This is a genomic window from Streptomyces sp. Tu 3180 (genome assembly GCF_009852415.1).
Classification (GTDB): Bacteria; Actinomycetota; Actinomycetes; order Streptomycetales; family Streptomycetaceae; genus Streptomyces.
Genome location: NZ_WOXS01000002.1, coordinates 5,727,350 through 5,752,415, shown reverse-complemented (window position 1 = coordinate 5,752,415; position 25,066 = coordinate 5,727,350). Strand labels below are relative to the sequence as shown.

14 protein-coding genes and 2 pseudogenes are annotated in these 25,066 nt (G+C 74.4%); 5 read left to right on the top strand and 11 right to left on the bottom strand.

The features are described from left to right. Positions 1 to 3,951 (top strand): type VII secretion protein EccCa, encoded by a 3,951-nt coding sequence (gene eccCa, locus GL259_RS26910; RefSeq protein WP_159539015.1) that lies wholly within the window; start codon positions 1 to 3, stop codon positions 3,949 to 3,951. A 227-nt stretch (positions 3,952 to 4,178) separates the two neighbouring features. Here the strand turns inward: eccCa and GL259_RS26905 are convergent, their stop codons facing one another. Further along, on the bottom strand, positions 4,179 to 5,408 hold the full coding sequence (locus tag GL259_RS26905) for a S8 family serine peptidase (RefSeq protein ID WP_243762392.1): 1,230 nt from the start codon (positions 5,406 to 5,408) through the stop codon (positions 4,179 to 4,181). Between the two features lie 74 nt (positions 5,409 to 5,482). Here GL259_RS26905 and GL259_RS26900 point away from each other — a divergent pair, with 74 nt between their 5' ends. Further along, the gene (locus tag GL259_RS26900) at positions 5,483 to 8,803 is read left to right on the top strand and encodes a right-handed parallel beta-helix repeat-containing protein (RefSeq protein ID WP_159535887.1); all 3,321 of its coding nucleotides are present in this window, start codon (positions 5,483 to 5,485) and stop codon (positions 8,801 to 8,803) included. 77 nt (positions 8,804 to 8,880) lie between these two features. On the opposite strand, the gene GL259_RS26895 is transcribed toward GL259_RS26900, so the two are convergent. From GL259_RS26895 to GL259_RS26880, 4 genes are all read right to left on the bottom strand, one after another. Continuing rightward, positions 8,881 to 10,197 carry a hypothetical protein gene (locus tag GL259_RS26895; protein ID WP_159535886.1) on the bottom strand — a complete coding sequence of 439 codons (1,317 nt, stop codon included), beginning with the start codon at positions 10,195 to 10,197 and terminating at the stop codon, positions 8,881 to 8,883. Positions 10,198 to 10,270: 73 nt separating this feature from the next. Then, on the bottom strand, positions 10,271 to 13,321 hold the full coding sequence (locus tag GL259_RS26890; RefSeq protein ID WP_159535885.1) for a hypothetical protein: 3,051 nt from the start codon (positions 13,319 to 13,321) through the stop codon (positions 10,271 to 10,273). Continuing rightward, positions 13,318 to 13,980: a type VII secretion system-associated protein gene (locus GL259_RS26885; RefSeq protein WP_159535884.1), complete on the bottom strand. Its 663-nt coding sequence runs from the start codon at positions 13,978 to 13,980 to the stop codon at positions 13,318 to 13,320. Before GL259_RS26885 ends, GL259_RS26890 begins: the two co-directional genes overlap by 4 nt. Continuing rightward, positions 13,977 to 15,026: a sugar-binding domain-containing protein gene (locus GL259_RS26880; RefSeq protein ID WP_159535883.1), complete on the bottom strand. Its 1,050-nt coding sequence runs from the start codon at positions 15,024 to 15,026 to the stop codon at positions 13,977 to 13,979. Before GL259_RS26880 ends, GL259_RS26885 begins: the two co-directional genes overlap by 4 nt. Positions 15,027 to 15,250: 224 nt before the next feature. On the opposite strand from GL259_RS26880, the gene GL259_RS26875 reads away from it, so the two are divergent. Beyond that, a complete protein-coding gene (locus GL259_RS26875; RefSeq protein WP_159535882.1) occupies positions 15,251 to 15,808 on the top strand; it encodes a glycoside hydrolase family 25 protein in 558 nt (185 codons plus the stop codon). Between the two features lie 35 nt (positions 15,809 to 15,843). Here the strand turns inward: GL259_RS26875 and GL259_RS26870 are convergent. Together GL259_RS26870 and GL259_RS26865 are read right to left on the bottom strand one after the other, a co-directional pair. Continuing rightward, positions 15,844 to 16,533 (bottom strand): annotated as a pseudogene (locus GL259_RS26870) (NAD(P)-binding domain-containing protein); the annotation flags it as partial. 172 nt (positions 16,534 to 16,705) lie between these two features. Beyond that, positions 16,706 to 16,918 (bottom strand): EF-hand domain-containing protein, encoded by a 213-nt coding sequence (locus GL259_RS26865; RefSeq protein WP_159535880.1) that lies wholly within the window; start codon positions 16,916 to 16,918, stop codon positions 16,706 to 16,708. Between the two features lie 283 nt (positions 16,919 to 17,201). Between GL259_RS26865 and GL259_RS38945 the strand changes: the two are divergent. After that, positions 17,202 to 17,839, top strand: a pseudogene (locus tag GL259_RS38945) (GNAT family N-acetyltransferase). A gap of 52 nt (positions 17,840 to 17,891) precedes the next feature. Here the strand turns inward: GL259_RS38945 and GL259_RS26855 are convergent. The 4 genes from GL259_RS26855 to GL259_RS26840 all read right to left on the bottom strand — a co-directional run bounded on the left by GL259_RS26855 (position 17,892) and on the right by GL259_RS26840 (position 22,538). Then, entirely contained in the window at positions 17,892 to 18,395 is a 504-nt protein-coding gene (locus GL259_RS26855; protein ID WP_243762391.1) for an ATP-binding protein, read from the bottom strand. A 291-nt stretch (positions 18,396 to 18,686) separates the two neighbouring features. Further along, on the bottom strand, positions 18,687 to 19,454 hold the full coding sequence (locus GL259_RS26850) for an enoyl-CoA hydratase-related protein (protein WP_159535879.1): 768 nt from the start codon (positions 19,452 to 19,454) through the stop codon (positions 18,687 to 18,689). A gap of 423 nt (positions 19,455 to 19,877) precedes the next feature. Next, on the bottom strand, positions 19,878 to 21,119 hold the full coding sequence (locus GL259_RS26845; RefSeq protein ID WP_159535878.1) for an Ig-like domain-containing protein: 1,242 nt from the start codon (positions 21,117 to 21,119) through the stop codon (positions 19,878 to 19,880). 198 nt (positions 21,120 to 21,317) lie between these two features. Continuing rightward, positions 21,318 to 22,538 (bottom strand): Ig-like domain-containing protein, encoded by a 1,221-nt coding sequence (locus GL259_RS26840; RefSeq protein ID WP_159535877.1) that lies wholly within the window; start codon positions 22,536 to 22,538, stop codon positions 21,318 to 21,320. A gap of 190 nt (positions 22,539 to 22,728) precedes the next feature. On the opposite strand from GL259_RS26840, the gene glgX reads away from it, so the two are divergent. Then, the gene (gene glgX / locus GL259_RS26835) at positions 22,729 to 24,987 is read left to right on the top strand and encodes a glycogen debranching protein GlgX (protein ID WP_159535876.1); all 2,259 of its coding nucleotides are present in this window, start codon (positions 22,729 to 22,731) and stop codon (positions 24,985 to 24,987) included. Positions 24,988 to 25,066: the final 79 nt, after the last annotated feature.

Genomic DNA, 25,066 nt, shown 5'->3' with positions numbered 1-25,066 from the left:
ATGCCGTCGGGGGAACTGAGTCTTCAGGAGCCGCCGACGCTTCCGGAAGTCGTGCCGGACAGTTCCGCGGTGTGGACGTATCTGCCGATGGCGCTGATGTCGGTCTCCATGATGCTGATGTTCATGCGTCCGGGGATGAGCCGGGACAGCGGCGGATTCATCTACATCGCGCTCGGTGTGATGGTGATCGCGTCGGCGGGCATGATGCTCGGTCAGGTCATGCGCCGCAACGGCGAGCGCAAGCAGCGGATGAAGGGCGAGCGCCGCGACTACCTGCGGTACCTGCGGCAGACCCGGCGCATGGTGCGGGCGTCCGTCGTCGAGCAGCAGCGCGCCCTCGCCTGGCGCCACCCGGACCCCGACGCGCTGTCGTCGCTGGTGCGCAGCACCCGGCTGTGGGAGCGGCGGGCGTCGGACGAGGACTTCGCCGAGGTGCGGATGGGCGTGGGCGACCAGCGTCTCGCGATGAAGCTGACGCCGCTGTCGACCAAGCCCGTCGAGGACCTGGAGCCGCTGTCGGCGCACGCGCTGCGCAGCTTCACCCGGGCCTACTCCACCGTCCGGGACCAGCCCATCGCGATCTACCTGCGGGCCTGGTCGAAGGTGCTGTTCCGTGGGGACGAGGAGCGGATACGCGCCCAGGCCCGGGCCCTGCTCGCGCAGTTGGCGGTGTTCCACTCCCCCGACGACCTGTGGATCGCGCTGTGCGTCTCGGACGAGCGGCGTGCGGAGTGGGAGTGGGCGAAGTGGCTGCCGCACAGTCTGCACCGGCACGAGGAGGACGGCGCCGGACCGGCCCGCATGATCACCTCGGCCTTCACCGAGCTGGAGAACCTGCTCGGTGCCGAGTTCCTGGAGCGGCCGGGCGCCGACCCCGACGCGGTCCCGGGACGTGAGGAGCCGTACACGGTCGTCGTGATCGACGGCTGCACGGTGCCGGCGGGGCACCGCTTCGACGGCCACGGCTTCCGCAACGCGGTGGTGCTCGACCTCACCGGGGCGCTCGCCTGGAAGCCGGGACGGACCACGCTGCGCCTGGAGGTGGACGAGGGCGGGGTCGCGCTGGTGCGCACCGACCGCGACCGCAAGGAGCAGTCGACGGTGCTCGGCCGGCCCGACCGGCTGGGCACGGTGGGGGCGCTGGCGCTCGCCCGGCTGCTGGCGCCGTACCGGATGAGCGTGGGCGGCGACGACTCCAGGCCGCTCGCCGACGACGTCGAACTGACCTCGCTGCTGAACATCCCCGACCTGCACCGGCACGACCCGGCCACGCTGTGGGAGAAGGCGACGGGCAGTGCCCGGCTGCGGGTGCCGATCGCGGTGAGCGGTGAGGGCAGGCCCGTGGAACTGGACATCAAGGAGTCCGCGCAGGGCGGTACGGGACCGCACGGCATGCTCATCGGCGCCACCGGCTCCGGCAAGAGCGAGCTGCTGCGCACGCTGGTGCTGGGGCTGGCGCTGACCAACTCCTCCGAGACGCTGAACTTCGTCCTCGTCGACTTCAAGGGCGGCGCCACCTTCCTCGGCCTCGACGAACTCCCGCACACCTCGGCGGTCATCACCAACCTCGCCGACGAGGTGGCGCTGGTCGCCCGTATGCAGGACGCCCTGCACGGGGAGCTGATCCGGCGGCAGGAGCTGCTGCGCGCCGCCGGCAACTACACCTCCGCGCTGGAGTACGAGAAGGCGCGGCAGTCCGGGACGCCGCTGCAGCCGCTGCCCAGCCTGTTCGTGGTGGTCGACGAGTTCAGCGAACTGCTGGCCTCGCACCGCGACTTCATGGAGCTGTTCGTCATGATCGGCCGGCTCGGGCGCAGCCTCGGGGTCCATCTGCTGCTCGCCTCGCAGCGGCTGGACGAGGGCCGCATGCACCAGCTGGAGAGCCATCTGTCGTACCGGATCGGTCTGCGGACGTTCTCCGCGATGGAGAGCCGGGGTGTGCTCGGTGTGCCGGACGCCTACGAGCTGCCCGCGCAGCCGGGTGCCGGCTTCCTCAAGAGCGGCGTCGACGCGCTCACCCGGTTCCGGGCCGCGTACGTCTCGGGGCCGTACCAGCGGCGCCGGGCCGTGGTGCAGGCGCAGGTGGCGCGGCAGGTGGTGCCGTGGACGGCGGAGTGGGTGGTGCCGCGCGCGCCCGCGGACCCGGACCTGGACCCGGCGGGCGAGCCCGACGAGCCGGAGTCTCAGGCGCGGGGCGAGGGGGACGGCGGCGGGGAGACGCTGCTGTCGGTGGCGCTCGACCGGCTGCGCGGGGCGGGACCGCCCGCCCACCAGGTGTGGCTGCCGCCGCTGGGCCGGCCGGCCACCCTGGACCAGATCCTGCCGCCGCTGGCACCCGATCCGCGGTACGGCCTGACCACGGCGGACTGGCCGCTGCGGGGACGGCTCACGGTGCCGGTGGGCGTCGTGGACCGGCCCTTCGACCAGCTGCGCGACCTGCTGACCGTGGACCTGTCGGCGGCCGGCGGCCACGTCGCCATCGCCGGGGGCCCGCAGAGCGGCAAGAGCACCCTGCTGCGGACCCTCATCACCGCGCTGGCCCTCACCCACACCCCGCGCGAAGTGCAGTTCTACTGCCTGGACTTCGGCGGCGGCACGCTGGCCTCACTGGACGAGCTGCCCCATATGAGCGGGGTCGCGGCGCGGGTGGACACCGAACGGGTGGGCCGTACGATCGCGGAGGTCACCACCCTGCTCGCCCGGCGGGAGCGGTTCTTCCTGGAGCACGGCATCGACTCCATGGCGACGTACCGCAAGCGGCGCGCGGCGGGCGAGTTCCCCGACGAGCCGCACGGGGACGTCTTCCTCGCCATCGACGGCTGGGCCACCGTGCGCCAGGACTTCGACCGGCACATCCCCACCTTCAACGCGCTGGCCGCCCGCGGGCTCAACTACGGCGTCCACCTGATCGTCACCACCGCCCGCTGGGTGGAGCTGTCGTCCTCGGTGCGCGACCAGACCGGGACCCGGCTGGAGCTGCGGATGGGTGATCCGATGGACTCGCAGATCGACTCCCGGAAGGCGGCGACGATCCCGCGCAGCGCGGGGCGGGGGCTGACCTCCGACAAGCTGCACTACCTGTCGGCGCTGCCGCGCGTCGACGGGGTCGAGGACGCCGACGACCTCGCGGACGGGGTGGCGGGGCTGGTCGCCGCGATCACCGAGAACTGGACGGGACCCACCGCGCCGCGGGTGCGGATGCTGCCGGCGAAGCTGCCGGTCGAGGAGCTGCCGGAGGCGGAGGGCGAGAACGGCCTGCGGATCGCCATCGGCCTGGACGAGAACGAACTGGCGCCGGTGTGGCACGACTTCACCGAGAACCCGCACCTGATCGTGGTGGGCGACACGGAGAGCGGCAAGACCAACATGCTGAAGCTGGTCGCGCGCGGCATCACCGAGCGGTACACGCCGGCCGAGGCGCGGATCATGACGGTGGACTACCGGCGGGAGCTGGTGGAGAGCGTTCCCGAGGCGTACCGGCTCGGGCACGCCGTGTCCCTGGACATGCTGCGGGACCTGGTGGACGGGGCGGCGCGGGCGGTCAAGCAGCGGGTTCCCGGGGAGGACATCGCCCCGTCGCGGATGCGGTTGTGCGACTGGTGGCAGGGGCCGCGGCTGTTCATCCTGATCGATGACTACGACATGGTGGGCGGCGGGCCGATGACGCAGCCGTTCGCCCCGCTGCTTGATCATCTGGCGCTGGGGCACGAGGTGGGGCTGCACCTGATCGTGGCGCGGTCGTCGGCGGGGGCCGGGCGGGGGCTCAACGAGTCGTTGCTGCGGCGGTTGCAGGAGGTCAACACGCCGGGGCTGTTGATGTCGTGTCCGCCGAGTGAGGGGTACCTGTTCGGGAGCGTGAAGGGGCGGGAGCTGATCCCGGGGCGGGCGGTTCGGATCGCCCGGCGCAAGACCTTGCAGGTGCAGACGGGTCTTGTGGGGGACGGGTCGTGAGACGTCCGTGCGGGGTGGGCCGGGGTGTGCGGGGCGCCCGGCGTGGGTGCCGGCCGGGGGGCGTGCGCGCGGCCCGGCGCTTGCGGGGTGCCTCCCCCACTCCCGGCTTCGCTCGAGCGGGGGGACTCCCCTCGCCCGCCCGTGCCGCCCTGGGGGTACCTCCCAGGCCCTTTCGGGCTCTGGGGGAGGCACGACTGCCCGCGGGAACGGCGGGGACAGGAGCGTCGCTAAGGGGTGGTCGGGGGGCGCCAGTTCCTGGTGCGGCCTCGGGGGACGACCGCCGCCAGGGCCGCCAGGAGGAGGACCGTGGTCAGGCCTACGGCCGCGATCGTCAGGGAGCGGTGGTGGGGAGTGGGGTCGGCGGGGGCCGGCATGTGGGCGGGGGCGGGGGTCCGCGCGGGGGGCGTCGTGCGGTCCTGGATCAGGGACAGGGCGGCGTACGGGTCGAGGCGTGGGGTGTCCGACGGGTAGGCGGTGTCGAGGAGGCGGCGGGTGACCTCGGCCGCCGTGAGGTCGGGGTGGTAGGCGCGGACGAGTGCGGCGGTGCCCGCGACGCCCGCCGCCGCCAGCGAGGCACCGGAACCGATGTAGTGGCCGGGGCCCTCGGGACCGACGCTGACCATCTCGCCGCCCGGCGCGGACAGGTCGGGCTCGTGGGCGGGCGGCGCGTTCTGCTGCCGTACGCCGCCGGGGCCGAAGTCCACGACGGCGAGCGCGCCGGGCGCGGCGGCCGGCCAGTACGGACCCTCCGGCATCTCGCCGTCGGGCCCCTGCTCCTCGCGGGGCACGGCGTCCGGGGCGGCCGGGGCGACGACCAGTGCGTCGCGCCGGGTGGCGTGGGCGACGGCCGCGGTGAGTTCGGCCTTGCCGGTGCGCAGGACCTGGCCGACGTAGATGACCTGTGCGCCGCGGTCCGCCGCCGTCCGGATGCCGGCGGCCACGCGTTCCACGGAGGGGACCCCGCGGTCGTCGGTGCCGGGCAGGGCGAGGATCTCCGCCTGCGGGGCGACCCCGGTGATGCCGCTGCCCTTCTGCGGCGCGGCGGCGATCAGGCCGGCGGCGAACGTGCCGTGGCCCACGCAGTCCTCGGCCGCCGCGTCGACGGACTCCACCCTGCCGGACAGGCCGGGGACGCCGGTGGCGACACCGGTGTCGACCACCGCGACGGTCACGTCGCCGCCCCGGGAGATCCGCTGGGCCCGGGACAGTCCGAGCGCCGTCTGCGACCACGCCGCTCCGGTGGCCGTCTGTCCCGAGGCTCCGGTGCAGGGGTTGTCCTCGCCGAGCCGGACGGGCAGCGGGGGCAGCAGCGTGGCCCCCGGACCGTCGGCACCGGGACTCCCCGACGGCGCGGCGGGCGCGGCGGGGAGGGCGAGGGCCGGCCCGCCGGTGACCGGCAGGACCACGGCGATCGCCAGCACGAGGCCCGCACTCCGGCCTTTCATGACATTCCGCATGGTCCGCATGATATGCACACAAGATGTACGACGCACAACGCCAACTACCGCAGCAGCACAAGGAGGTTCGAGGCGTGGTACGGCAAATACTCACGGTCGGCCCGGAACGGTCGGACGGATTCCAGACGATCGGTGAGGCACTGGCCCAGGCCCGTACCGGGGCGGTGATCCGGGTCCGTCCCGGCCGCTACGCCGAGAACCTCGTCATCCGGCACCGGGTGACGATCGTCGGCGAGGGCGAGCCGGGCACCGTCGAACTCTGCCCGCGGGACGGCACCGCCGTCACCCTCATGGCCGACGCCGTGATGCTCAGCGCCCTGACCCTGCGGGGCCGCGACAAGGAGGCCGCCGTCGTGGACGTGCCGGCCGGTCAGGCCGCGCTCGACGACTGCACCGTGACCGGTGCCGGGTGGACGGCGCTGCTGGTGCGCGGCAAGGGTTCGCTGGCCGCCCGCGGCTGCCGGATCGGCAACCCCGGCGGCGCCGGACTCGTCGACTCCTCGGAGTCCGAGAGCATCGTCGAGGACTGCGTGTTCGAGAACTTCGGCACCTCCGCCGTGGTCATCGGCGAGACCGCCGGCCCCCTGGTGCGCGACTGCCGCATCCGGGGCGCGCGGGCCAACGGCGTCCTGGCGAGCGGCGAGGCCCGGGGCACCGTGGAGGGCTGCGACATCTCCGGCACCGACAAGCCGGCCATCGCCCTGGAGGGCCACAGCTCGACCCGGGTGCTGCGCTGCGCCGTGCACCACACCTCGGTGGGCCTGCTGGTGACCAGCATGTCCCGTCCGGAGATCGAGGAGACCTCCTTCGAGTCCATCGCGCAGAGCGGCATCGTCATCTCCGGCGGGGCCGACCCGGTGCTGCGCGGGTGCGTCACCCGGCGCACCAAGACCAGCGGGCTGCTCGTCCTGGACCGCTCGCGCGGAACCCTGGAGGGCTGCTCGTTCCACGGCTCCACCGAGGCCGCCGTACGGGTCGTCGAGGGCAGCGCCCCGCTGCTGCGGGACACCGTGGTGAGCGACTGCGCCGACACCGCCGGGGCGGTGCAGCTCGCGGACGACTCCACGGCCGAGTTCGAACGCCTGGAGGTCCTGGACGCGGCGGGCGTCGGCATCTCCGTGCGCTCCGCCGCCAACCCCCTGCTGCGCCGCGCCCGGGTCACCGGCGCCGGCGGCCACGGCGTCGAGTTCACCGACGACGGCCGCGGCCGGCTCGAGCACTGCGAGGTCGAGTCCGCCGGCGGTTGCGCGCTGCACATCGACGACGACTCCGACCCCGAGATCAGCGACACCGTACTGAGCTCCGCCGCCCGCTCGGGCCTGCTCGTCGGCGAACGCGGCCGGGGCACCCTGCGGGACTGCGAGATCGGCGACAGCGCCGACGCCGGGGTCGGTGTGCGGGACGGCGCGGAGATCACCCTGGAGCGGGTCCGGGTGCACGGCTCGAGGGCCCACGGCGTCCAGGTGTCGCGCGGCGGCCGGGCCGTCCTCGACGCCTGTGAGGTCACGGGCAGTACGGGCGACGGCGTACGGATCGACAGCGCCGAGCCGGTCGACGTCACCCGGTGTGTCGTGCGCGACAACCGGGGCGCGGGACTGCGGCAGAGCCGCGCGAGCGAGCGGCTCACGGTCGAGCTGCTGACCAGCGCGGACAACGGACTGCCGGACAGCTGGGGCGAGTCGGCCGAGACCGTCGGCGAGGACGGCGCCCCGGGCGGACCCGGCAAGGAGCCGGAGCCCGAGGGCCCGCTGGCCGAACTGGAGTCGCTCGTCGGTCTGGAGAACGTCAAGCACCAGGTGAACACGCTGGTCAACCTGAACCAGCTCGCGGAGCGCCGGCGTCGGCTCGGCATGCCGGTCCCGTCGATGAGCCGGCACCTGATCTTCGCGGGACCGCCCGGCACCGGCAAGACCACCGTCGCCCGCCTCTACGGCAGCATCCTCGCCGACCTGGGCGTGCTCAGGAGCGGGCACCTGGTCGAGGTCGCCCGCGCCGACCTGGTCGCGCAGGTCATCGGTGGTACGGCCATCAAGACCACCGAGGCGTTCAACAGCGCGCTGGGCGGGGTGCTGTTCATCGACGAGGCCTACACGCTCACCGTCGAGGGGACGTCCAACGACTTCGGCCGCGAGGCCGTCGACACCCTGCTGAAACTGATGGAGGACCACCGCGACGACGTGGTCGTGGTGGCGGCCGGCTACTCCGAGCAGATGGAGTCGTTCCTGACCGCCAACCCGGGTCTGGCCTCCCGGTTCACCCGCACCATCGAGTTCGGCAACTACGCGGTGGAGGAGCTGGTGACGATCACCGAGAGCCTCTGCCACCGGCACCAGTTCGAGCTCGGGCCGCTGACCCGGGAGGCCCTCGCCGTACGCTTCGAGCAGATGACGCGCGACGCGACCTTCGGCAACGGCCGTGCGGCCCGCGGCGTGTTCGAGGACATGGTGGACCGGCAGGCGTTCCGGCTCGCGGCCATGACCGACCCGGCGGAGAACGACCTGACGCTGCTGCTGCCGCAGGACGTCGGCGACGCGGAGGCCGCGGCCGTCGGCGGGACGGCACAGGACACCGACGACGCGTCCGACCCGATGGCCGAACTCACCGCCATGGTGGGACTCGCCGCCGTGAAGCGGGAGGTCGCCGACCTGGTCAGCCTGCTGACCAACGCCCGGCAGCGGATCGCCGCGGGGCTGCCCGCCCCCCGGATCAGCAACCACCTCGTCTTCAGCGGGCCGCCCGGCACCGGCAAGACCACCGTCGCCCGGCTGTACGCCAGGCTCCTGCACTCGCTGGGGGTGCTCCCCCGCGACTCCCTGGTGGAGGTGGCGCGGGCGGACCTGGTGGGCCAGTACGTCGGCCACACCGCCCAGCGCACCAAGGACGTCTTCACCAGTGCGCTGGGCGGGGTGCTGTTCATCGACGAGGCCTACACCCTGACCCCCGAGGGATCGTCCAACGACTTCGGCCGCGAGGCCGTCGACACCCTGCTGAAACTGATGGAGGACCACCGCGACGAGATCGTGGTCGTCGTCGCCGGGTACACCGAGGAGATGGGGCGCTTCCTCGCCTCCAACCCGGGTCTGACGTCCCGGTTCTCCAAGTTCGTGACGTTCGAGGACTACAGCACGGACGAACTGGTCACCATCGTGTCCCGGCACGCCGCGGCCTCCGGGTACGAGTGCGCCGACGCCACCCTCGAGGCGCTGCGCGCCCACGTGGACGCCATCCCGCGCGACCGGTCCTTCGGCAACGCGCGGCTCGCCCGGCAGCTGCTGGAGACGATGATGACGAGCCAGGCCCGCCGGCTGGGCGCGCTGAGCTCGCCCAGCCTCGCCGACCTCACCACGCTGCTGCCCGAGGACCTGCCGTCCGCGCGGCGGCAGGCCGCCCTGTGACGCGGCGCCCCGCCGCCCCGTGAAGGCGGACGCCCGCCGGCCGGTGCCGACGGGCGTCCGCTGCGCTGTCGCGCCGCTCACACGGTGAACCTGACGGCCTCCAGCCAGAACTGCGGCTCCGTCGACCCGCCGAAGATCCAGCCCTGGGGCGACTCGCACGCCAGGCCGCCCCAGCCGCGCTCGCCGAGCTTGTGGTTCTGGCAGACGTTGCCCGCCTCGACACCGATGGTGAAGCCGCTGAGGTTGGGCGCGTTCGAGGCGGCGCTTCCCAGGACCAGGTCCGTCCCGTCGGCCGCGCCCGACCACTTGGTGGTCCATCCGTCCTTCTGGACGAACTCGTTGCCGTTCACCCTCTTCGCGTCCGCCACCGCGACGTTGATGGCCGTGACGGGCCGCCCCCCGCCCTCCCGGCCGGCGGTGGCCCCGTCGCACACCGGGGCGGTCCAGCCGGCGCCCTTGACGTGGACCCGGTAGCAGATGTGCCGGCCGGGGTGCGACGCGGCCAGCCGCTGGACGGCGTAGGCGGCGGTGTTCGGCGGGAGCCGGGGGGCCTTGTGCTCCTCGACCTTCTCCTCCGTCTTCTTCTTCGGCGTCTCGGCCGGCTTGCTCACCGGGACCGGACTCGTCACCGGGATGGGCTCGTCGACGACGGGGCTCGGCTTGGCGGACGGCTTCCTCGTCGAGGGCTCCGGGGTGGGCTCCGCCGGGGCGTACTCGCCCCTGGGCGCCTCCAGGGTCTCCTCCTCGAGGAGGGTGTCGGACCCGGCGGCCACCGCCACGTCGCCCTTCTTCTTCTGCTGCGAGTCGTCCGTGGCCCAGATCAGCAGGGGCACCGCGAGGAGGACGACGCCCGCGATGCCGGCGGCGGCGAGCAGGGGCTTCTTCGGGTTCCCGGAGGGCGGCCCGTCCGCACCGGCGCCCGCCGCGGCCCCGGCGGCGGCCCCGTCGGCCGGGGCGCCCCGGCCGACGGCGGCCGACTCCGCCTGGACCGGCCTCCGCGCCCGCCCGCTCGCGGGCTCGGCGGTTCCCTCGGGCTCCTGCCGCTGCCGGGAGGCCGGGGCGGCGGAGGCGGCGGCCGGTGTGGCCGTCTCCCCGGCCGTCTCCCCGGCCGTGCCGCCCGTCGTGCCGGGCCGTGCGGGGACCGTCTCGCTCTGCGGGGCGTCCGGGGTCTCCGTGTTCTTCGGGGTCTCCGGGCTCCCGGTGTTCTCCGGGGCCGGTCGTGCCGTTCCCCCGCCCCCGTTCTCGTTCCGTCCGGGCGTGTCCGGCCGCCGGGCGGCCGGTGCCAGCATCGGGCCCGGGTCGGCCGCCGCCGGGCCCAGGGAAACCGCCCTGCGGACGGACGGACCGCCCGCGGCGTCCGGCCCGTCGGGGGAGGACTGTCTCTGGTCTGCCATCGTTCTCCTTGGAATGCGCACGTGCGCGGTGGTGTCTGTCCTCGTGCGTGAGGGACGGTGCGGTCCCCGCCCGCTAGGCGTCGTGGCCCACGGGCCCGGAGCAGCGTTCCGGCCAGCCCCGGCCCTCGCCGGCGCGGAACCCCCGGGAGAGCGCCTCCTCGAGGTGCGCGAGTGCCTTGAGGTCCAGCCCGCTCAGTTCCTGCGTCCCGTCCATGTAGGCGGGCGCGTTCCCGGGGAGCTCACGCAGCAGCACCACGGACGGGCCGTCGGGCACGGTCCGTACCCCCAGTACCCGGAAGCCGGTCCCCGGCACGAAGACGATCTCCTCGCCGGTCTCCGGGGAGCCGGTGGGCCGGTCGAGCAGTTGCCGCACCTTGCGTCCGGTGACGGACCAGATCGCATAGCGCACGGCGGCCCCGGCGGGGAGCTCCGAGGACCCGGTCAGGGCGCTGACCGGAGCGGGGTCGTGCACCAGCGTGCCGGTCCCGGGGCCGGGGCCGGCGGCGTCCCCGCCGCGCAGCGCCACGCCCCGGTAGGAGGGCAGCCGCCGCAGGGCGGACGCCAGGCAGCCGGCGTAGGGCAGCAGGCTCCCCTCGCCGGTGCGCAGGTCCCGGACCAGCGCGCGGTGGTGCAGCGGCCCCTCCTCGGCGGTGAGGTAGGCGTGCGCGGCGATGAGATCGGTCCGCGCCGCCTCCAGTTCGTGGCCGCGCAGGGCGGGCATCCGCGTGAGCACCCGGGAGACGGCCGCGGCGTGCCCCTCCCAGACGCCCGCCGCGAGGTCACGGAACGCGGCGCGCTCGGCGGCCCCGCTGACGTGCCCCGGAACGAACGGAAGGGACACGGCCCGCGCCTGGCGCGCCGGGGCGCTCGGGGCACCCGCCTCCGCGGCCGGCGCCTCGGCGGTCCGGCCGCGCGGCGCCGGTGCCGGCCGCGCCCCGGCGCGCGCCGTCCGGCCGACCGGACGGCCTTCCGGACGGCCTTCCGGGCGACCGTCGTGGCGACCGCTCCCGGCGCCGTCGGGCGCCTCACCGGCGCTCGGGTCCGTGCCTCTGGAGTCGTGCCCCCTCGTCCCGGTGGCGGTCCCGCCGACGGTCCGGCTCTCCGGCTCCGCACGCGTGGGCGCACCGGCCGCGGGGGCACCTGCCGTGGACGCACCGACCGCGGGCATACCGGCCAGGGGCCCACCGGCCGTGGGCGCACCGCCTTCCGGTCCGGGCTCGCCGCCGGTGCGGTCCGCGCCCCCGCCCGACGGTGGACCACCGGACGCGCGCGCCGCCCCGGCGACGGCACCGGCTTCGCCCGGCGGGCGCGCACCGCCGGCCGAGGGGTCCGCCTGCGCCCCGTCCGTCCCCGCGCCGCCGGCCGCGGGAGCCGTGCCCGCGTCACCGGGGGCGGGACGGCCGGGCGGCGCGCCGGCCGGGCCCCGCTCACCGGACCCGCCACGGGGCGCCTCACCGCCGGCCCCGGCCGGCGGCCCGGACGAGGAGGTGAGCGGCGGGCGCGGTGTCGCCGCTCCCGGAGCCGGTGCGCGCCCCCCGGTCCCCGCGGCCCCGCCCGCTCCGGCGGACCGGCCCCCCTGGACGGGGTCCGGCGACGCGGCGGACACCGGCACCCCGTGGGCCGGCGCCGCGGAACCCGCGCCCGGCGAACCGGCGGCGGCCGTGGCGGGCCGGCGGGCCACGGCGCCGGGCGGCGAGGGGCGCCCGGCGGTGACGTAGCGGATGCCCGGTACGCCGTGCTCGGCGGCCAGCCGGCGCAGTTCGCCGTCGCCGCCGACGAGCCCGCCGCGCACCAGCAGGGTGGTCCGCGCCCGGACGTCGGCCCCGAGGCCGTGCAGGAGCCGGGACAGCGCGGGCAGCAGGGAGCCGTCCAACGGCTGTCCCGGCATGCCGAGTTCGATGGCGCACACGTCCGGGTCCACGGCCGGGCCGACCGGTCCGGGACGGGGGCCGTCCGGTGCCCACAGGGCGAGTCCGGCCCGGGTCACCGTGGCCTGCCAGCGGTCCGTCAGCCGTACGGTCCCCGGTTCGGTGCCGCCGAGGATCCAGTCGGGCGGGTGGCTCCCCACCGGCCTGGGCACGGGGGGCCTGCCCTGCGGGCCGGCGGGCCCGCAGACCACCGCCGGGACGAACGGCTGCCAGCTCGGTCTCCCGTCCCGCCCCACCAGCGTCGGCCGGGGGGCCGTCCCGGGCGGTGCGTGGTCGGCGAGCAGCGGCAGGCCCGTGAGCACCTCCACCTCGGTCCCCAGCAGGTCGGCGACCGACTGGCCGAGCCGCAGCAGGTCGCGCCGGCCGCCCGGTGCGAGCCGGACGCGGGAGCGCTGCGCCTCGGGCAGCGCCGTGAGCACGGCGGCCACCTCGTCGGCCGTGACGTCCTCCGCCTGCGGGGCGCCGACCAGGACCGTGGGGCGCTCGAAGTCGACGGGCACCGCGAAGCACAGGTCGTCGGGGGCCGGGCCGGGGGCCCCGGCCGGGCGTATCAGCACGCCCGCCGGTATCCGGTCCACGACACAGCCACCGGTCGTCTGCGCGGGCACCCGGCCCAGCGCCTCCTCCCAGACGGGCGCCGGGGCGCGCGGCCCCAGCTTCCGGGGTTCCTCACCGGGCGCGAACCGCCACCACGCGCGTCCGGGGCCGGAGTCGCCGTGGACGAAGAGCGCGCCCCCGGGCGTGAACAGGACGGCCCCGTCCGGAGCAGTCACTTCCAGTTCCCAGGCATCGGCGATCCTGCGGGCGACGCAGGGCCGGTCCGGCCGGTCGTCACCGGCGCCGGACATGACGAGCCGGACCCGGTCGGTGCCCTTCGAGCGCAGGGAGTCCAGCAGAGTGCCCAGCCGCGCCCAGTGGTCGGCGCCGGGCATCCCGCCCCCGGCGTCCGAGCCGACGATCACCGTGGCGACGTCCTCCTCCACGCCGACGGCGCCCGCCACTTCGGCCAGGACGTCCAGCGGGAACGAGTCGTCCTCGACCGAGCGCACCAGCAGCACGCCGTCGACGTCCTCGACCGGCGGGCCACCTGTCCCCCGGCGGCCGGCGCCGCCCGGGCCGGCGACCGGCCCCGCCGTTCCCCGTCCCGTACCGGACCTGCGGCCCCGGCCCGGCAGGACGGACGACCAGCGGCTCACGCGTCCGCTCCCCGTACCGGGTGGACGGCCTCGGTCAGCACCCGGGCGGTGCGGCCGCCGGCGGCCGCGGGGCGCTCCCGCTCACCGGCCCGCCCTTCGGCGGCCGCGTCGCGCACGGCGTCGGGTTCCAGCAGCATGCCCACCGCGGCCGAGGGGTTCAGGTAGAGCGCGTGCCCCTCGGGGACCCTCGGCACGAGGTCGTCCACGCCGACCAGTTCGAAGGCGAAGCGCCCCGCGGTGTGCAGGAACACCGACGAGGTGAACAGCGGCACGACCGGGGTGCCGTCCGGCGCCACGGCACTCAGCGGGCCGCCGCCCGGCGCCGTCAGCACGGCCACCTCGCGGCCCGCCAGCGCGGCCGGCACCGCCTCGCCCGGCCCGTAACCGGTCGAGGCGAGCTGGATGGCCCGGTCCACCTCGTCCTCCGGTTCGGGCCAGCCGAGCGCCCGCGGGGACGGCCGGTAGTCGGGGTTCTCCTGCCACTCGACGATCTCGCCGTCGGGACCGGACCGCCACCGGCCGGGCATCGCCCACTCCGGGGGCTCGCCCGGTCCGGACCACATCGGGTCGATCACCCCCAGCCAGTGGTCCGGGGCGAGGCGGCCGGCCTCACGGATGTCGTCCGGAACGGGCGGAAGCGCCTCGTCCTGCCGGCTCATCGCTGTCCTCGTTCGGTGGATCGGGGTGACGGGTCGGTCCGCGGCGTGTCGCCCGGGCCGTCGCTCCACAGGAGGCGACGCGCGGTCGTGGCGTCCGTGACGACTCCGGTGAGCAGGCCGGACCTCAGTGCGGCGCGGATCGCGTCGGTGCCGCGTCCACCGGCCGTGACGCCGATCAGCTCCGCGACGCCGCGGAGTTCGGCGGCGCTGACGGAGATCATGCGCGCGTCCAGCTCCGTGGGGATCACCCGGCCCTCGGCGTCCAGGACGTGGCCGGCCACTTCGGCGCGCGCCCCCGCCCCCCGAAGCCGCTCCCGCTCCGGCTCGGACAGGGCGTCGTACACCGTGGAGTGCGGGGCGTCCCACGCGCCGATGCCGACGACGGCCTTGGTGACCAGGCCGAACCGGTCCAGCGTCTCGGCGGTGGCGGGCTGGCTGCGCAGGACGGCGGCCGTCGCCGCGTCGGGCAGGAGGAAAGGGGTGTGGAGGGGGAACACCCTGCCGCCGCCCGCCGCGGCCGTGCGGCGGACCGCGCCGATCGCGGCGTCATGGGCGAGGTCGCGCCCGTGCACGCCGGTCAGCTGGACCACGTCGCAGAGCGGCAGCCGGGTGACCGCCTCGCTGAGCGCGGCCACCGCGTGGCTGCCGTCCAGCCCGAGGACGTCACCCTCCTCGGTGATCTCCGAGATCAGCCGGGCCGCCGCCGTGCCGAGCCAGCGGCCGGTCTGGCGCTGGTCCGCCGGGGACGCCGCGCCGCCCTCGCCCCGGGACAGGTTGACAACGATGCCGTGACGGAGTCCGAACCGCCCGGTCAGCGCCCTCGTGAGCGGGACGTCGATCTCGGCGGGGACGGTGATGTCGATCCGCACGATGTCGTGGGCCACGGCCGCGTCGAGGAGGCGGGCCACCTTGAACCGGCTGATGCCGAACTCCTTGGCGATCTCCACCTTCGACCGGCTCTCCAGGTAGAAGCGCCTGGCGACGGCGGCGGCGAGGAGCGTGTCGATCGGCGCGGGTAACGCCGCCGCCTCAGCCGGTTCGGCCATGTGATTTCTCCGCGCTCTCATCGTCTCGCCAACTCGCGTGTTGCGCTGATCAGTTCACCTGTTCGAGATGAGCGGCACATGACGGGGAGAAGGCGTCGAAGTTACACGAGGGACTGGAGTGACTGCTGAGGTCGAACTTCCCCCTTCCCGGACGGGTCGCCCGCGCCGGGGCGGGGAATGAATCGTTCGACTCCCCTCCCCCCACCAGCACCTCAGGGAGCCCCATGCTGCGCGGCATCGACGTGAGTGCGTACCAGCCGTCCTCGTACGACACCGACGGCCTGTCCTTCGTCTTCATCAAGGCGACGGAGGGCCGTTCGTACACCAACCCCAAGCTCTCCGCCCAGACGAGGACGGCCCGCGACGCCGGTCTGGTCGTCGGCTTCTACCACTTCCTGTGGCCGGGCAACCTCACGGCCCAGGCGGAGTACTTCGTGGGCAAGGCCCCGGAGAGGCGGGGCGACATCCTGGCGGTCGACTGGGAGACCACCGGCGAGGGGACGCACGCGAGCAACGCGGAGAAGGACCGCTTCATCCGGAAGGTGAAGGAACTGCGGCCGCACACCAGGGTGATCCTGTACGCGAACAGGCACTTCTGGCTCGACGTCGACACCACCTCCTACGCCGGCGACGGCCTCTGGATCGCCGACTACGTCACCGCGGGCAAGCCCCGCATCAAGGCGAAGTGGCGCTTCCACCAGTACACCGACGACCCGCTGGACAGGAACGTCGCCGACTTCTCCGGCAGGGCGGCGCTCGAGGAGTGGGCCGAGGGCGCCTGACCCCCGTCCCGCCGGAGGCCAGGCGCGGGGCGTGCCTACGCCCGGAACTCCGGCGTGCGCTCCGGGGACGCCTTCGCGAGGGCCTCGGTGACGGCCTCGGCGCCCGCCCGCAGACCGTAGACGGGGGTGCCGGGCTGCTGGCGCCAGGAGTCGTCGAGGCCGCCCGCGTCGACGGTGTCGAAGCCGAGCTCCTCGATCAGGTCCCGCACCTTCCGCTTGGCCGCGGCGTCGTCGCCGGCGACGGGCAGGGCCATCCGGTCGGGGGCGCCGGCGGGGCGGTGGCGGTCCAGGATGTCCTGGGCGTACGTGCCGTTGAAGGCCTTGATCACGGGGTGGCCGAGCTGCCGCTGCGTCCAGCCGCTCTCGGTGAGGCCCTCGTCCTCGATGCCGGTGATCTTCCCGTCCCGCTGCTGGGGGTAGTAGTTGCCGGTGTCGATGACGGCCACGCCCGGCGCGGCGTCGTCGAACAGGCCGGGCGGCAGGTCCGGGACGGCCTTCAGCGGAATGGTGACGACCACGATCTCGGCGCCGCGGGCCGCCTCCTCGACCCGCACCGGGGTCGCCCCGGTCTCCTCGGCCAGCTCCGTGAGCGTGTGCGGCCCCCGGGAGTTGGCGACGGAGACGTCGTGCCCGAGGGCGGTGAGCCGCCGGGTGAGGTTTCCCCCGATGTTGCCCGCGCCGATGATGCCGATCTTCATGTCCGACTCGCCTGGCCCTTCCGTGGATCGGTGTCCGCTCCGGTTCCCCTCGGGGAACCTCCGTGATGGGCACCAACTCCCGGTGCGGGCGGGCTATTCCGGCCCCGTGGGCCGTACGGGCGGCAGCGCGTCCGCACCAGGCGCGGCGCGGGGCCCGGTCCGCCCCGGACGGGTGCGGCCCGGGCCCCTGCGCACGGCCTCACTTGTTCAGGTGGGCCCAGAACTCGTCGAAGGACAGGACCTTGTCCCCGTCGAGGTCGCGGGACTTGATGACGGCCTCCGCGACCGACTCGGTGACGTTCCAGTCACCGCCCTGGGCGAGGGCGGTCTTGAACTCGGCGGCGGTGATGAATCCGTCCCCGTCCGTATCGATCCGCTCGAACTGCTTGCGCGCTTCCTCGATGTCCGCCACCGATCCGCCCCTTTTTGTCTCGTATCACATGCTCTGCCGGACTCCTCTGGAGTCCTGATGACGCAGGTCAGATTAGCCGCCCGCGCGAGCCCTCGGTGCGGCGGCCATCCGCCCGGACCCCGCCTCGCGGGAGGAGGGGGTTCCGGTCCGTTCACGGCCGGGGGCTCGCGGGGGCGGAGGGCGCGCACGGGCGGGCCCACCGGTGGCGAGAACTCCGGTGCCGTCGCCGATCACGTCTGGGAGTCTGGGCCTTCCAGGGGGCACGGACTCAAGGAGCGGGCGGATGGCGGACACCCTGCGGGACGTTCTCGACGCGGCGGCACGCGGCGGCTTCCCGGCGGCGGACGGGGGTGTGACGGTGGTGCCCCAGCCGTCCGGCCGGGACGCGGGGGTGCTGGCGTTCACCGCGCACTCCGTCGTCTTCACCGACGAGGACCCCGCGTGGGTGCGGCGGACGCTGGCCTCGGCCGACTGCGACGCGCTGGCCGCCACCATGAACGCCCGCTTCCTGGCCGCCTTCATGGACCGCACGGGGCGGCGGACGGACACGATCGACGTGATGACGGTGGCGGACCCGCTGCCGGACGGTCCGCCGCTCGCCCTGGAGGAGGTCGACGACCCCGGCCATCCCCGGGTGGTGAGCGCCCGCAGGCGGCGCGACGACGTGCGGGTGTGGACGGCGGACGGGGGCGTGCTGGTCCTGGGGCGCGGGGTCGCGGGACGGCTGGAGGTCGCGGTGGAGGTGGCCGAGGAGGCGCGGCACCGGGGCCTGGGCCGACGGCTGGCGCTGGCGGCGCGGCGGCTGGCCGGGGCGAGCCGGTGTGGGCGCAGATCTCCCCGGGGAACGCCCGCAGCCTCCGGGCGTTCCAGGCGGCCGGTTACCGGCCGGTGGGTTCGGAGGCGCTGTTCCTGCCCGGCTGAGACGGACGCCCCGCCCGCGGGAGGGGGGCGGGAGCCGCCGCGGGGCGGTCCCTCAGCGGTCCGCCACGCGCATCTCGAACCAGGTGGTCTTGCCCCGGGGCAGCAGGTCGACGCCCCAGCGGTCGGCGAGTTTGTCGACGAGGAAGAGGCCGCGGCCGCTGACGTCCATGTCCTGGACCGGCATCAGGCAGGGCAGGCCCCGGGAGGGGTCGCGGACCTCGACGCGGATCCAGCCGCGCCGGTGGCGCAGCCGGAGGCCGAAGACGCGGGCGCCGGTGTGGCGCACGGCGTTGCCGACGAGTTCGGAGACGAGCAGGACGGCGTCCTCGGTGATCTTGGCGCCGAGGCCCCAGTGGCGCAGGACCACGACCTGGGTGAGCCGGCGCGCGATGGCGGCGGACTCGGGCCGGGACGGCAGCGGAATCTCTTCGTCCGCCGGGTTCCCGTACGCCTCCAGCGCTTCCAGCGCGCGTTCGTCCTCGACCGTCGGCGACCAGCGCGACGCGGTCGCACGTCCGTCCTCCCGCGGCTGCTCCATGCCCTCCAGCCCCGCCATGCCCCCATCATGGCCGTCCACGGGACCCTCCGGGGCCGCTCCGGGGGAATGCGCCCCCCGTACGCCCCCGTCCGGCAACCGTCCGATGACGTGCGCCGATGACGCTTCGGAGCCGTCGGCGACCCACCCGGCCTGCGAGAACGGTTCGCTGTGCGGCAATCGACGGGCTCCCTCGACACGACAGGCTTAAGGGTGGGTTAAGGCTCCCATAAACCGTCCCGCCGAGGGGCCCGGATGAGACGCCGCGTCAATTGCAAGACCCCGAAAGGGCTTTCGGGGTCCGCGCGGGGCTCAGAGGAACTTCGCCTTGCCGGGGCCCTCCTCCACGAAGCTGCGCATCCCCCGCTCGCGGTCCTCGGTGGCGAACAGGCCCGCGAACCAGTTGCGCTCGACGGCGAGACCGGTGTCGATGTCCGTCTCGAGACCGGTGTCGACGGCCTCCTTGGCGGCGCGCAGGGCGATCGCCGGGCCCTGGGCCAGCTTCGCGGCCCACGCGTGCGCCTGCTCGTAGACCTCCCCGGCGGGGACCACCCGGTCCACCAGGCCGAGCGCCAGCGCCTCGTCGGCCCTGACCTGACGGCCCGTGAAGATGAGGTCCTTCGCCCGGGACGGGCCGATCAGCCGGGACAGGCGCTGGGTGCCGCCCGCGCCCGGGATGAGGCCGAGCAGGATCTCGGGCTGGCCCAGCTTGGCGTTCTCCCCGGCGATGCGGTAGTCGGCGCAGAGCGCGAGCTCGCAGCCGCCGCCGAGCGCGTAGCCCGTCACCGCGGCCACCACCGGCTTGGGGATGCGGGCCACGGCGGTGAAGGAGTCCTGGAGGGCACGGGCGCGCAGGATCATCGCGGCGTGGTCCATGGCCTGCATCTCCTTGATGTCCGCGCCCGCCGCGAACACCTTCTCGCCGCCGTAGACGACCACGGCGCGCACGTCGTCGCGGCGCGTGGCCTCCTCGGCGAGTTCCTTCAGACGGTCCTGCGTGGCGACGTCCAGCGCGTTCATGGGCGGGCGGTCCAGGCGCAGCGTGCCGACGCCGTCCGCGACTTCGAGGTGTACGGTCATGCCAGCAGGTTAACGGCGACTAACGGCTGCCGGGCCGGTGCGGTCGCTCACACCCGGCCGGGGGTCCGGGAGTCGCCCCCGGGCGGACACGGCACGGCGACTAACGGCTGCCGGGCCGGTGCGGTCGCTCACACCCGGCCGGGGGTCCGGGAGTCGCCCCCGGGCGGACACAGCACGGCGACTAACGGCTGCCGGGCCGGTGCGGTCGCTCACACCCGGCCGGGGGTCCGGGAGTCGCCCCCGGGCGGACACAGCACGGCGACTAACGGCTGCCGGGCCGGTGCGGTCGCTCACACCCGGCCGGGGGTCCGGGGGTCGCCCCCGGGCGGACACGGCACGGCGACCGACGGCGACGGCCCCGGTGCCGTCGTTCGCACCGGGGCCGCGCACGTCACGCGAAAGGCCGTGAAGGGCCGCGAAGGACTACGCCTTCCACTTCTCCCAGGACATGTTCCAGCCGTTGAGGCCGTTGTCCGGGGCGACGGTGGCGTCGTTGGAGTTCTTGACGATCACGACGTCGCCGATCATGGAGTTCTCGAAGAACCAGGCGCCCGGCGCCTTCTTGTCCCAGCCGCCGCGCACGTCGCGCAGGCCGATGCAGCCGTGGCTGGCGTTGTAGTTGCCGAAGGCTCCCCCGCCCCAGTAGTTGCCGTGCAGGAAGGTGCCGGAGGTGGTCAGGCGCATGGCGTGCGGGACGTCCTTGATGTCGTACTCGCCGCCGTAGCCGACCGTCTCGCCGTTCATCCGGGTGACCTTCAGCCGCTCGCTGATGACCATCTGGCCGTTCCAGGTCTCCATGCCGGCCTTGCCGGTGGTGACCGGGATCGTCTTGATGACCTTGCCGTCCCGCTTGACCTTCATCGTGAGCTTCTTGGCGTCGACGACGGAGACCTGCTCGCGGCCGATGGTGAAGGAGACGGTCTTGTCCTGCTCGCCGTAGACGCCGGGGCGGCCCTTCACGCCGTCGAGGTCGAGGTCGACGGTGACCTTGGTGCCGGCCTTCCAGTACTTCTCGGGACGGAAGTCGAGGCGGTCGTTGCCGAACCAGTGGCCCTCGACCTCGACGGCGGGCTCGGTCGTGATGCGGATGGCCTTCTCGACGTCGTCGGGGTTGGTGATGCCCCGGGTGAAGCGGAGGGAGAACGGCATGCCGACGCCGACCTCGGACCCGTCCTCGGGGGTGAAGTGACCGACGAAGGTGTTCTTCGGGGTGAGGGTGGTGAAACTGGAGTCCTCGGCGGCGGCTCGGCCCTCGGAGTCCTCGGCGACCGCGTGCACGGTGTACTCGGTGGAGGCGGCCAGGTGGGTGGACGGCGTCCAGGTGGCGCCGTCGCCGGATATCCTCCCCTCGACCTTCTCGCCGTCCGGGGCCTTGACGACGACCTCGGTCAGCTTGCCCTTGGCGGCGTTCACCTTCAGCGCGCCGCTGGTCTCCACGGACTTCGCGCCGTCCTCGGGCGCGATGCTGACGACGGCCTCGGACTGCTTGCTCTGTGCCGCGGCCGCGTCCTTGCCCTTGCCCTTGCCCTCACCCGAGCCGGAGCCCGAGTCCGTTCCCCCGCCGCCGCAGGCGGTGACCGCCAGCATCACGCCGAGTGCCAGCGCAGCCAGCTTCCGGCCCCCGCGCCCCCGCACGGCAACCGATGCCCCCGATATGGGCCCCATGTTCAACTTGTTCTCCCCTCGGCGGGCCTGGCCTGACCCGCGCCCCTGCGCGCCCCTCGCGCGCACCGGCGCATAGTAACCCCAGGCCAGGGACGTGGGACGCGGCGGGATTGTCACCGTTCAGTCCCAACTTCCCCGGCCCGGGGAGCGGTCCGTCCGAGGGGCAGCGGCCCGGGCGGCCGGCCGGTCGGCCGGGGGTCACTTCACCGCGCTGCCCGCCGTCCACTCCTCCCAGTCCATGTTCCAGCCGCCGAGGCCGTTGTCGGCGGCGACCTTCTTGTCCTTGCTGTTGACCACCTCGACGACGTCGCCGACGAGGCTGCGGTCGAAGAACCAGCCGGCCGGGGTGTCCGCGCCGCCGCCCTTCACGTCGCGCAGGCCGATGCAGCCGTGGCTGACGTTCCGGCGGCCGAACACGTCGGAGTCGGTCCAGTAGTTGCCGTGCAGGAAGGTGCCGGAGCTGGTCAGCCGGATGGCGTGCGGGACGTCGGGGATGTCGTACTCGCCGCCGAAGCCGACCGTGCGGCTGTCCATGCGGGTGACCTCGAGCATCTCGGTGATCACCATCTTGCCGTTGTACGTGGTGGTCTTCGGCGCCCCGGCCGTGATCGGCACGGTGTCGAGCAGTTCGCCGTCCCGTCTGACCTGCATGGTGTGCCGGGACGCGTCGACGACGGACACCTGGCTGCGGCCGACGGTGAAGGTGAACGTGCGGTGCTGGAGGCCGTAGACCCCGGGTGCCCCCTCCACGTCGCGCAGCCGCAGGTCGACGGTGACCCGGGTGCCCGGCTTCCAGTAGCGCTCGGGGCGGAAGTCCAGGCGGGACGCGCCGAACCAGTGCGGGCGGATCTCGACGGCGGGGCGGGAGGTGACGCGGACGGCGCGTTCGACCGCCGCGCGGTGGACGATCTTCCGGTTGAACTCCAGGGAGACGATCATCCCGGTGCCGACGGTGGAGCGGTCCTCCGGGGCGACGTAGCCGATGAAGCGTTCCTCCGGGACATACGTCGTGAAGGTGGTGTGGCGGGCCGAGCGGCGCCCGTCGCCGTCCACGGCCACCGCGTCGACGGTGTACTTCGCGGCCAGCGCCAGCCGTTCGTCGTCGGGCTTCCAGGTCAGCCCGTCGGCGGACACCCGGCCGGGGACCGGCGACTCCCGGGCGTCCTGCTCCCTGACGACCTTCACCGACTCCAGCCGCCCGTCCGGCACCCGCACCCGGAGCCGGGTGCCGGGGCGTACGTTCTTGCTGCCGTCGGCGGGTGCGACGTGGATGACCTCCTCGGATGCCGGGGGGCCGAACGCCCCGCCGACGGGGCCGTCCGGGGTACAGCCGGCGGCCCCGGTCAGCAGTCCTGCCCATGTCAGTACGGCGGCCAGTGCGGCCCTCGCGCGCCGTGCGCGCCCTTGTGCGTGCCTCACGCGGTACCCAACGACGGGTCGTGCCTCCGGGAAACGACCATGCCGCCTCCCGGGGAAACGTGAGTGCGAGGCACCCTCTGGGCAGAACAGTGGGGAGGACGACGCGCCGGGAGCCGCGGCCGGAGCCGGGAGCAAGGGCCGCTGCACGCCCCTGTCCGCCGTCGTTCCACGAGCCGCGGGAGGCTGACAGGTGTCCAGCGCAGCCGAGCAGGAGGCGGTGGCCGGGGAGCGGGCCACCGGGGACGGGCGTCCGGCGGTCGTCGTGAACGGCGTGCGGCCGTCGGCGCCCGTGCCCACGGTGCCCGTACGGCCGGGCCGGCCGATGCCGCTGGGGGCCCGGTTCCGGGTGGGCCCGGACGGGGTGGCGGGGACCAACTTCGCGTTGTGGGCGGGCGGGGCGGAGGGCGTCGAGCTGTGCCTGTTCGACGAGCGGGGCAGGGAGAGCCGGGCCCGGCTCACCGAGCTGACGCACGGGATCTGGCACGGCTTCGTGCCGGGTGTGCTGCCGGGGCAGCGCTACGGCTACCGGGTGCACGGCCGCTGGGACCCGTGGACCGGCGCCCGCTGGAACCCGGCGAAGCTGCTGCTCGACCCCTACGCGCGCGCGGTGGACGGGGACTACGCCCCCGGCGGGCTGTCGCCGGAGGTGTACGGGCACGTCCGCGACTGGCCGGAGCAGCACGTCGCGGACACCGTGCGCGACGACCGGGACTCCGCGCCGTACGTCCCCAAGGGCGTCGTCGTCCACGACGACGACGACTGGTCCGACGACCGCCGGCCGAAGACGCCGTGGGCGGACTCGGTGATCTACGAGCTGCACGTCAGGGGGTTCACGCGGCGCCACCCCGGCATACCCGAGGAGCTGCGCGGCACCTACGCGGGTCTCGCCCACCCCGCGGCGGTCGAGCACCTGGTGAAGCTGGGCGTCACGGCCGTGGAGCTGCTGCCCGTGCACCAGTTCGCGCACGAGGACCATCTGCTCCGCCGCGGCCTGCGCAACTACTGGGGCTACAACTCCGTCGGCTACTTCGCCCCGCACTCCGGCTACGCCGCCTCCGGGACGAGGGGGCAGCAGGTGGGCGAGTTCAAGCGGATGGTGCGCGCCCTGCACGCGGCCGGCGTCGAGGTGATCCTCGACGTGGTCTACAACCACACCGCCGAGGCGGGTGAACTGGGCCCCACGCTCTCCCTGAAGGGCATCGACAACCGCGGCTACTACCGCCTCCAGCCGGACGCCCGCCGCTACGCCGACTACACCGGCTGCGGCAACACCCTGCACGTCGTCCAGCCGCACGTGCTGCGCCTGATCACGGACTCGCTGCGCTACTGGGTGACCGAGATGGGCGTGGACGGCTTCCGCTTCGACCTGGCGGCGGCGCTGGCCCGCTCCATGCACGACGTCGACATGCTCTCCCCGTTCCTCGCGGTGATCGCCCAGGACCCGGTGCTGCGCCGGGTGAAGCTGATCGCCGAGCCGTGGGACGTGGGCTCGGGCGGCTACCAGGTGGGCGCGTTCCCACCGCTGTGGACGGAGTGGAACGACCGGTACCGCGACGCCGTGCGGGACTTCTGGCGGCACGCCCTGCCGGACGTGCGGGAGATGGGCTACCGGCTGTCCGGGTCGAGCGACCTGTACGCCTGGGGCGGGCGGCGCCCGTACGCCTCGGTCAACTACGTCACCGCGCACGACGGTTTCACCCTGCGCGACCTCGTGTCGTACGACCGCAAGCACAACGAGGCCAACGGCGAGGGCAACCGCGACGGCACGGACGACAACCGCTCCTGGAACTGCGGCGCCGAGGGCGAGACCGGCGACGAGCGGGTGCTGGCGCTGCGGCGGCGGCAGGCGCGGAACCTGCTGACCACGCTGCTGCTGTCCACGGGCGTGCCGATGCTGGTGGCCGGCGACGAGATGGGCCGCACCCAGGGCGGCAACAACAACGCCTACTGCCAGGACAACGAGACCGGCTGGGTGGACTGGAGCCTGCTGGACGACCCCGGCTGGAAGGCCCTGTGCGAGCTGACCTCCCGGCTGATCGCCCTGCGCCACCGTCACCCGGTGCTGCGCCGCCGGGCGTTCTTCTCCGGGCGCGCGCACTCCGCGGACGGGCTGCGCGACCTGGCCTGGTTCACCCCGCGGGGCGCGGAGATGACCGAGGCGGACTGGTACGCGCCCGCCGCCACGCTCGGCATGTACCTCTCCGGGCGGGACATCCCGGGGCGCGACGAGCACGGGGCGCAGATCCTCGACGACAGCTTCCTCGCCGTCCTGCACGCCGGGGACGGAGCGGTGGACTTCGTCCTGCCGGGGCCGCCGTGGGCCGAGCGGTACGAGGTGGTCGTCGACACCGGGCGGGAGGAGCAGGCGTCCGAGCCGGGTGCCGTGCACCGGGCGGGGACGGCGGTCACGGTGCCGGGGCGGACGGTGCTGCTGCTGCGGGTGCGCTGATCGGGGGGAACCGGCGGCGGGGCGTGCCGGTCGCCGCGGGACCCGGTCCCGGGTGCGCCCGGCCGTCCGCGCAGGTCGT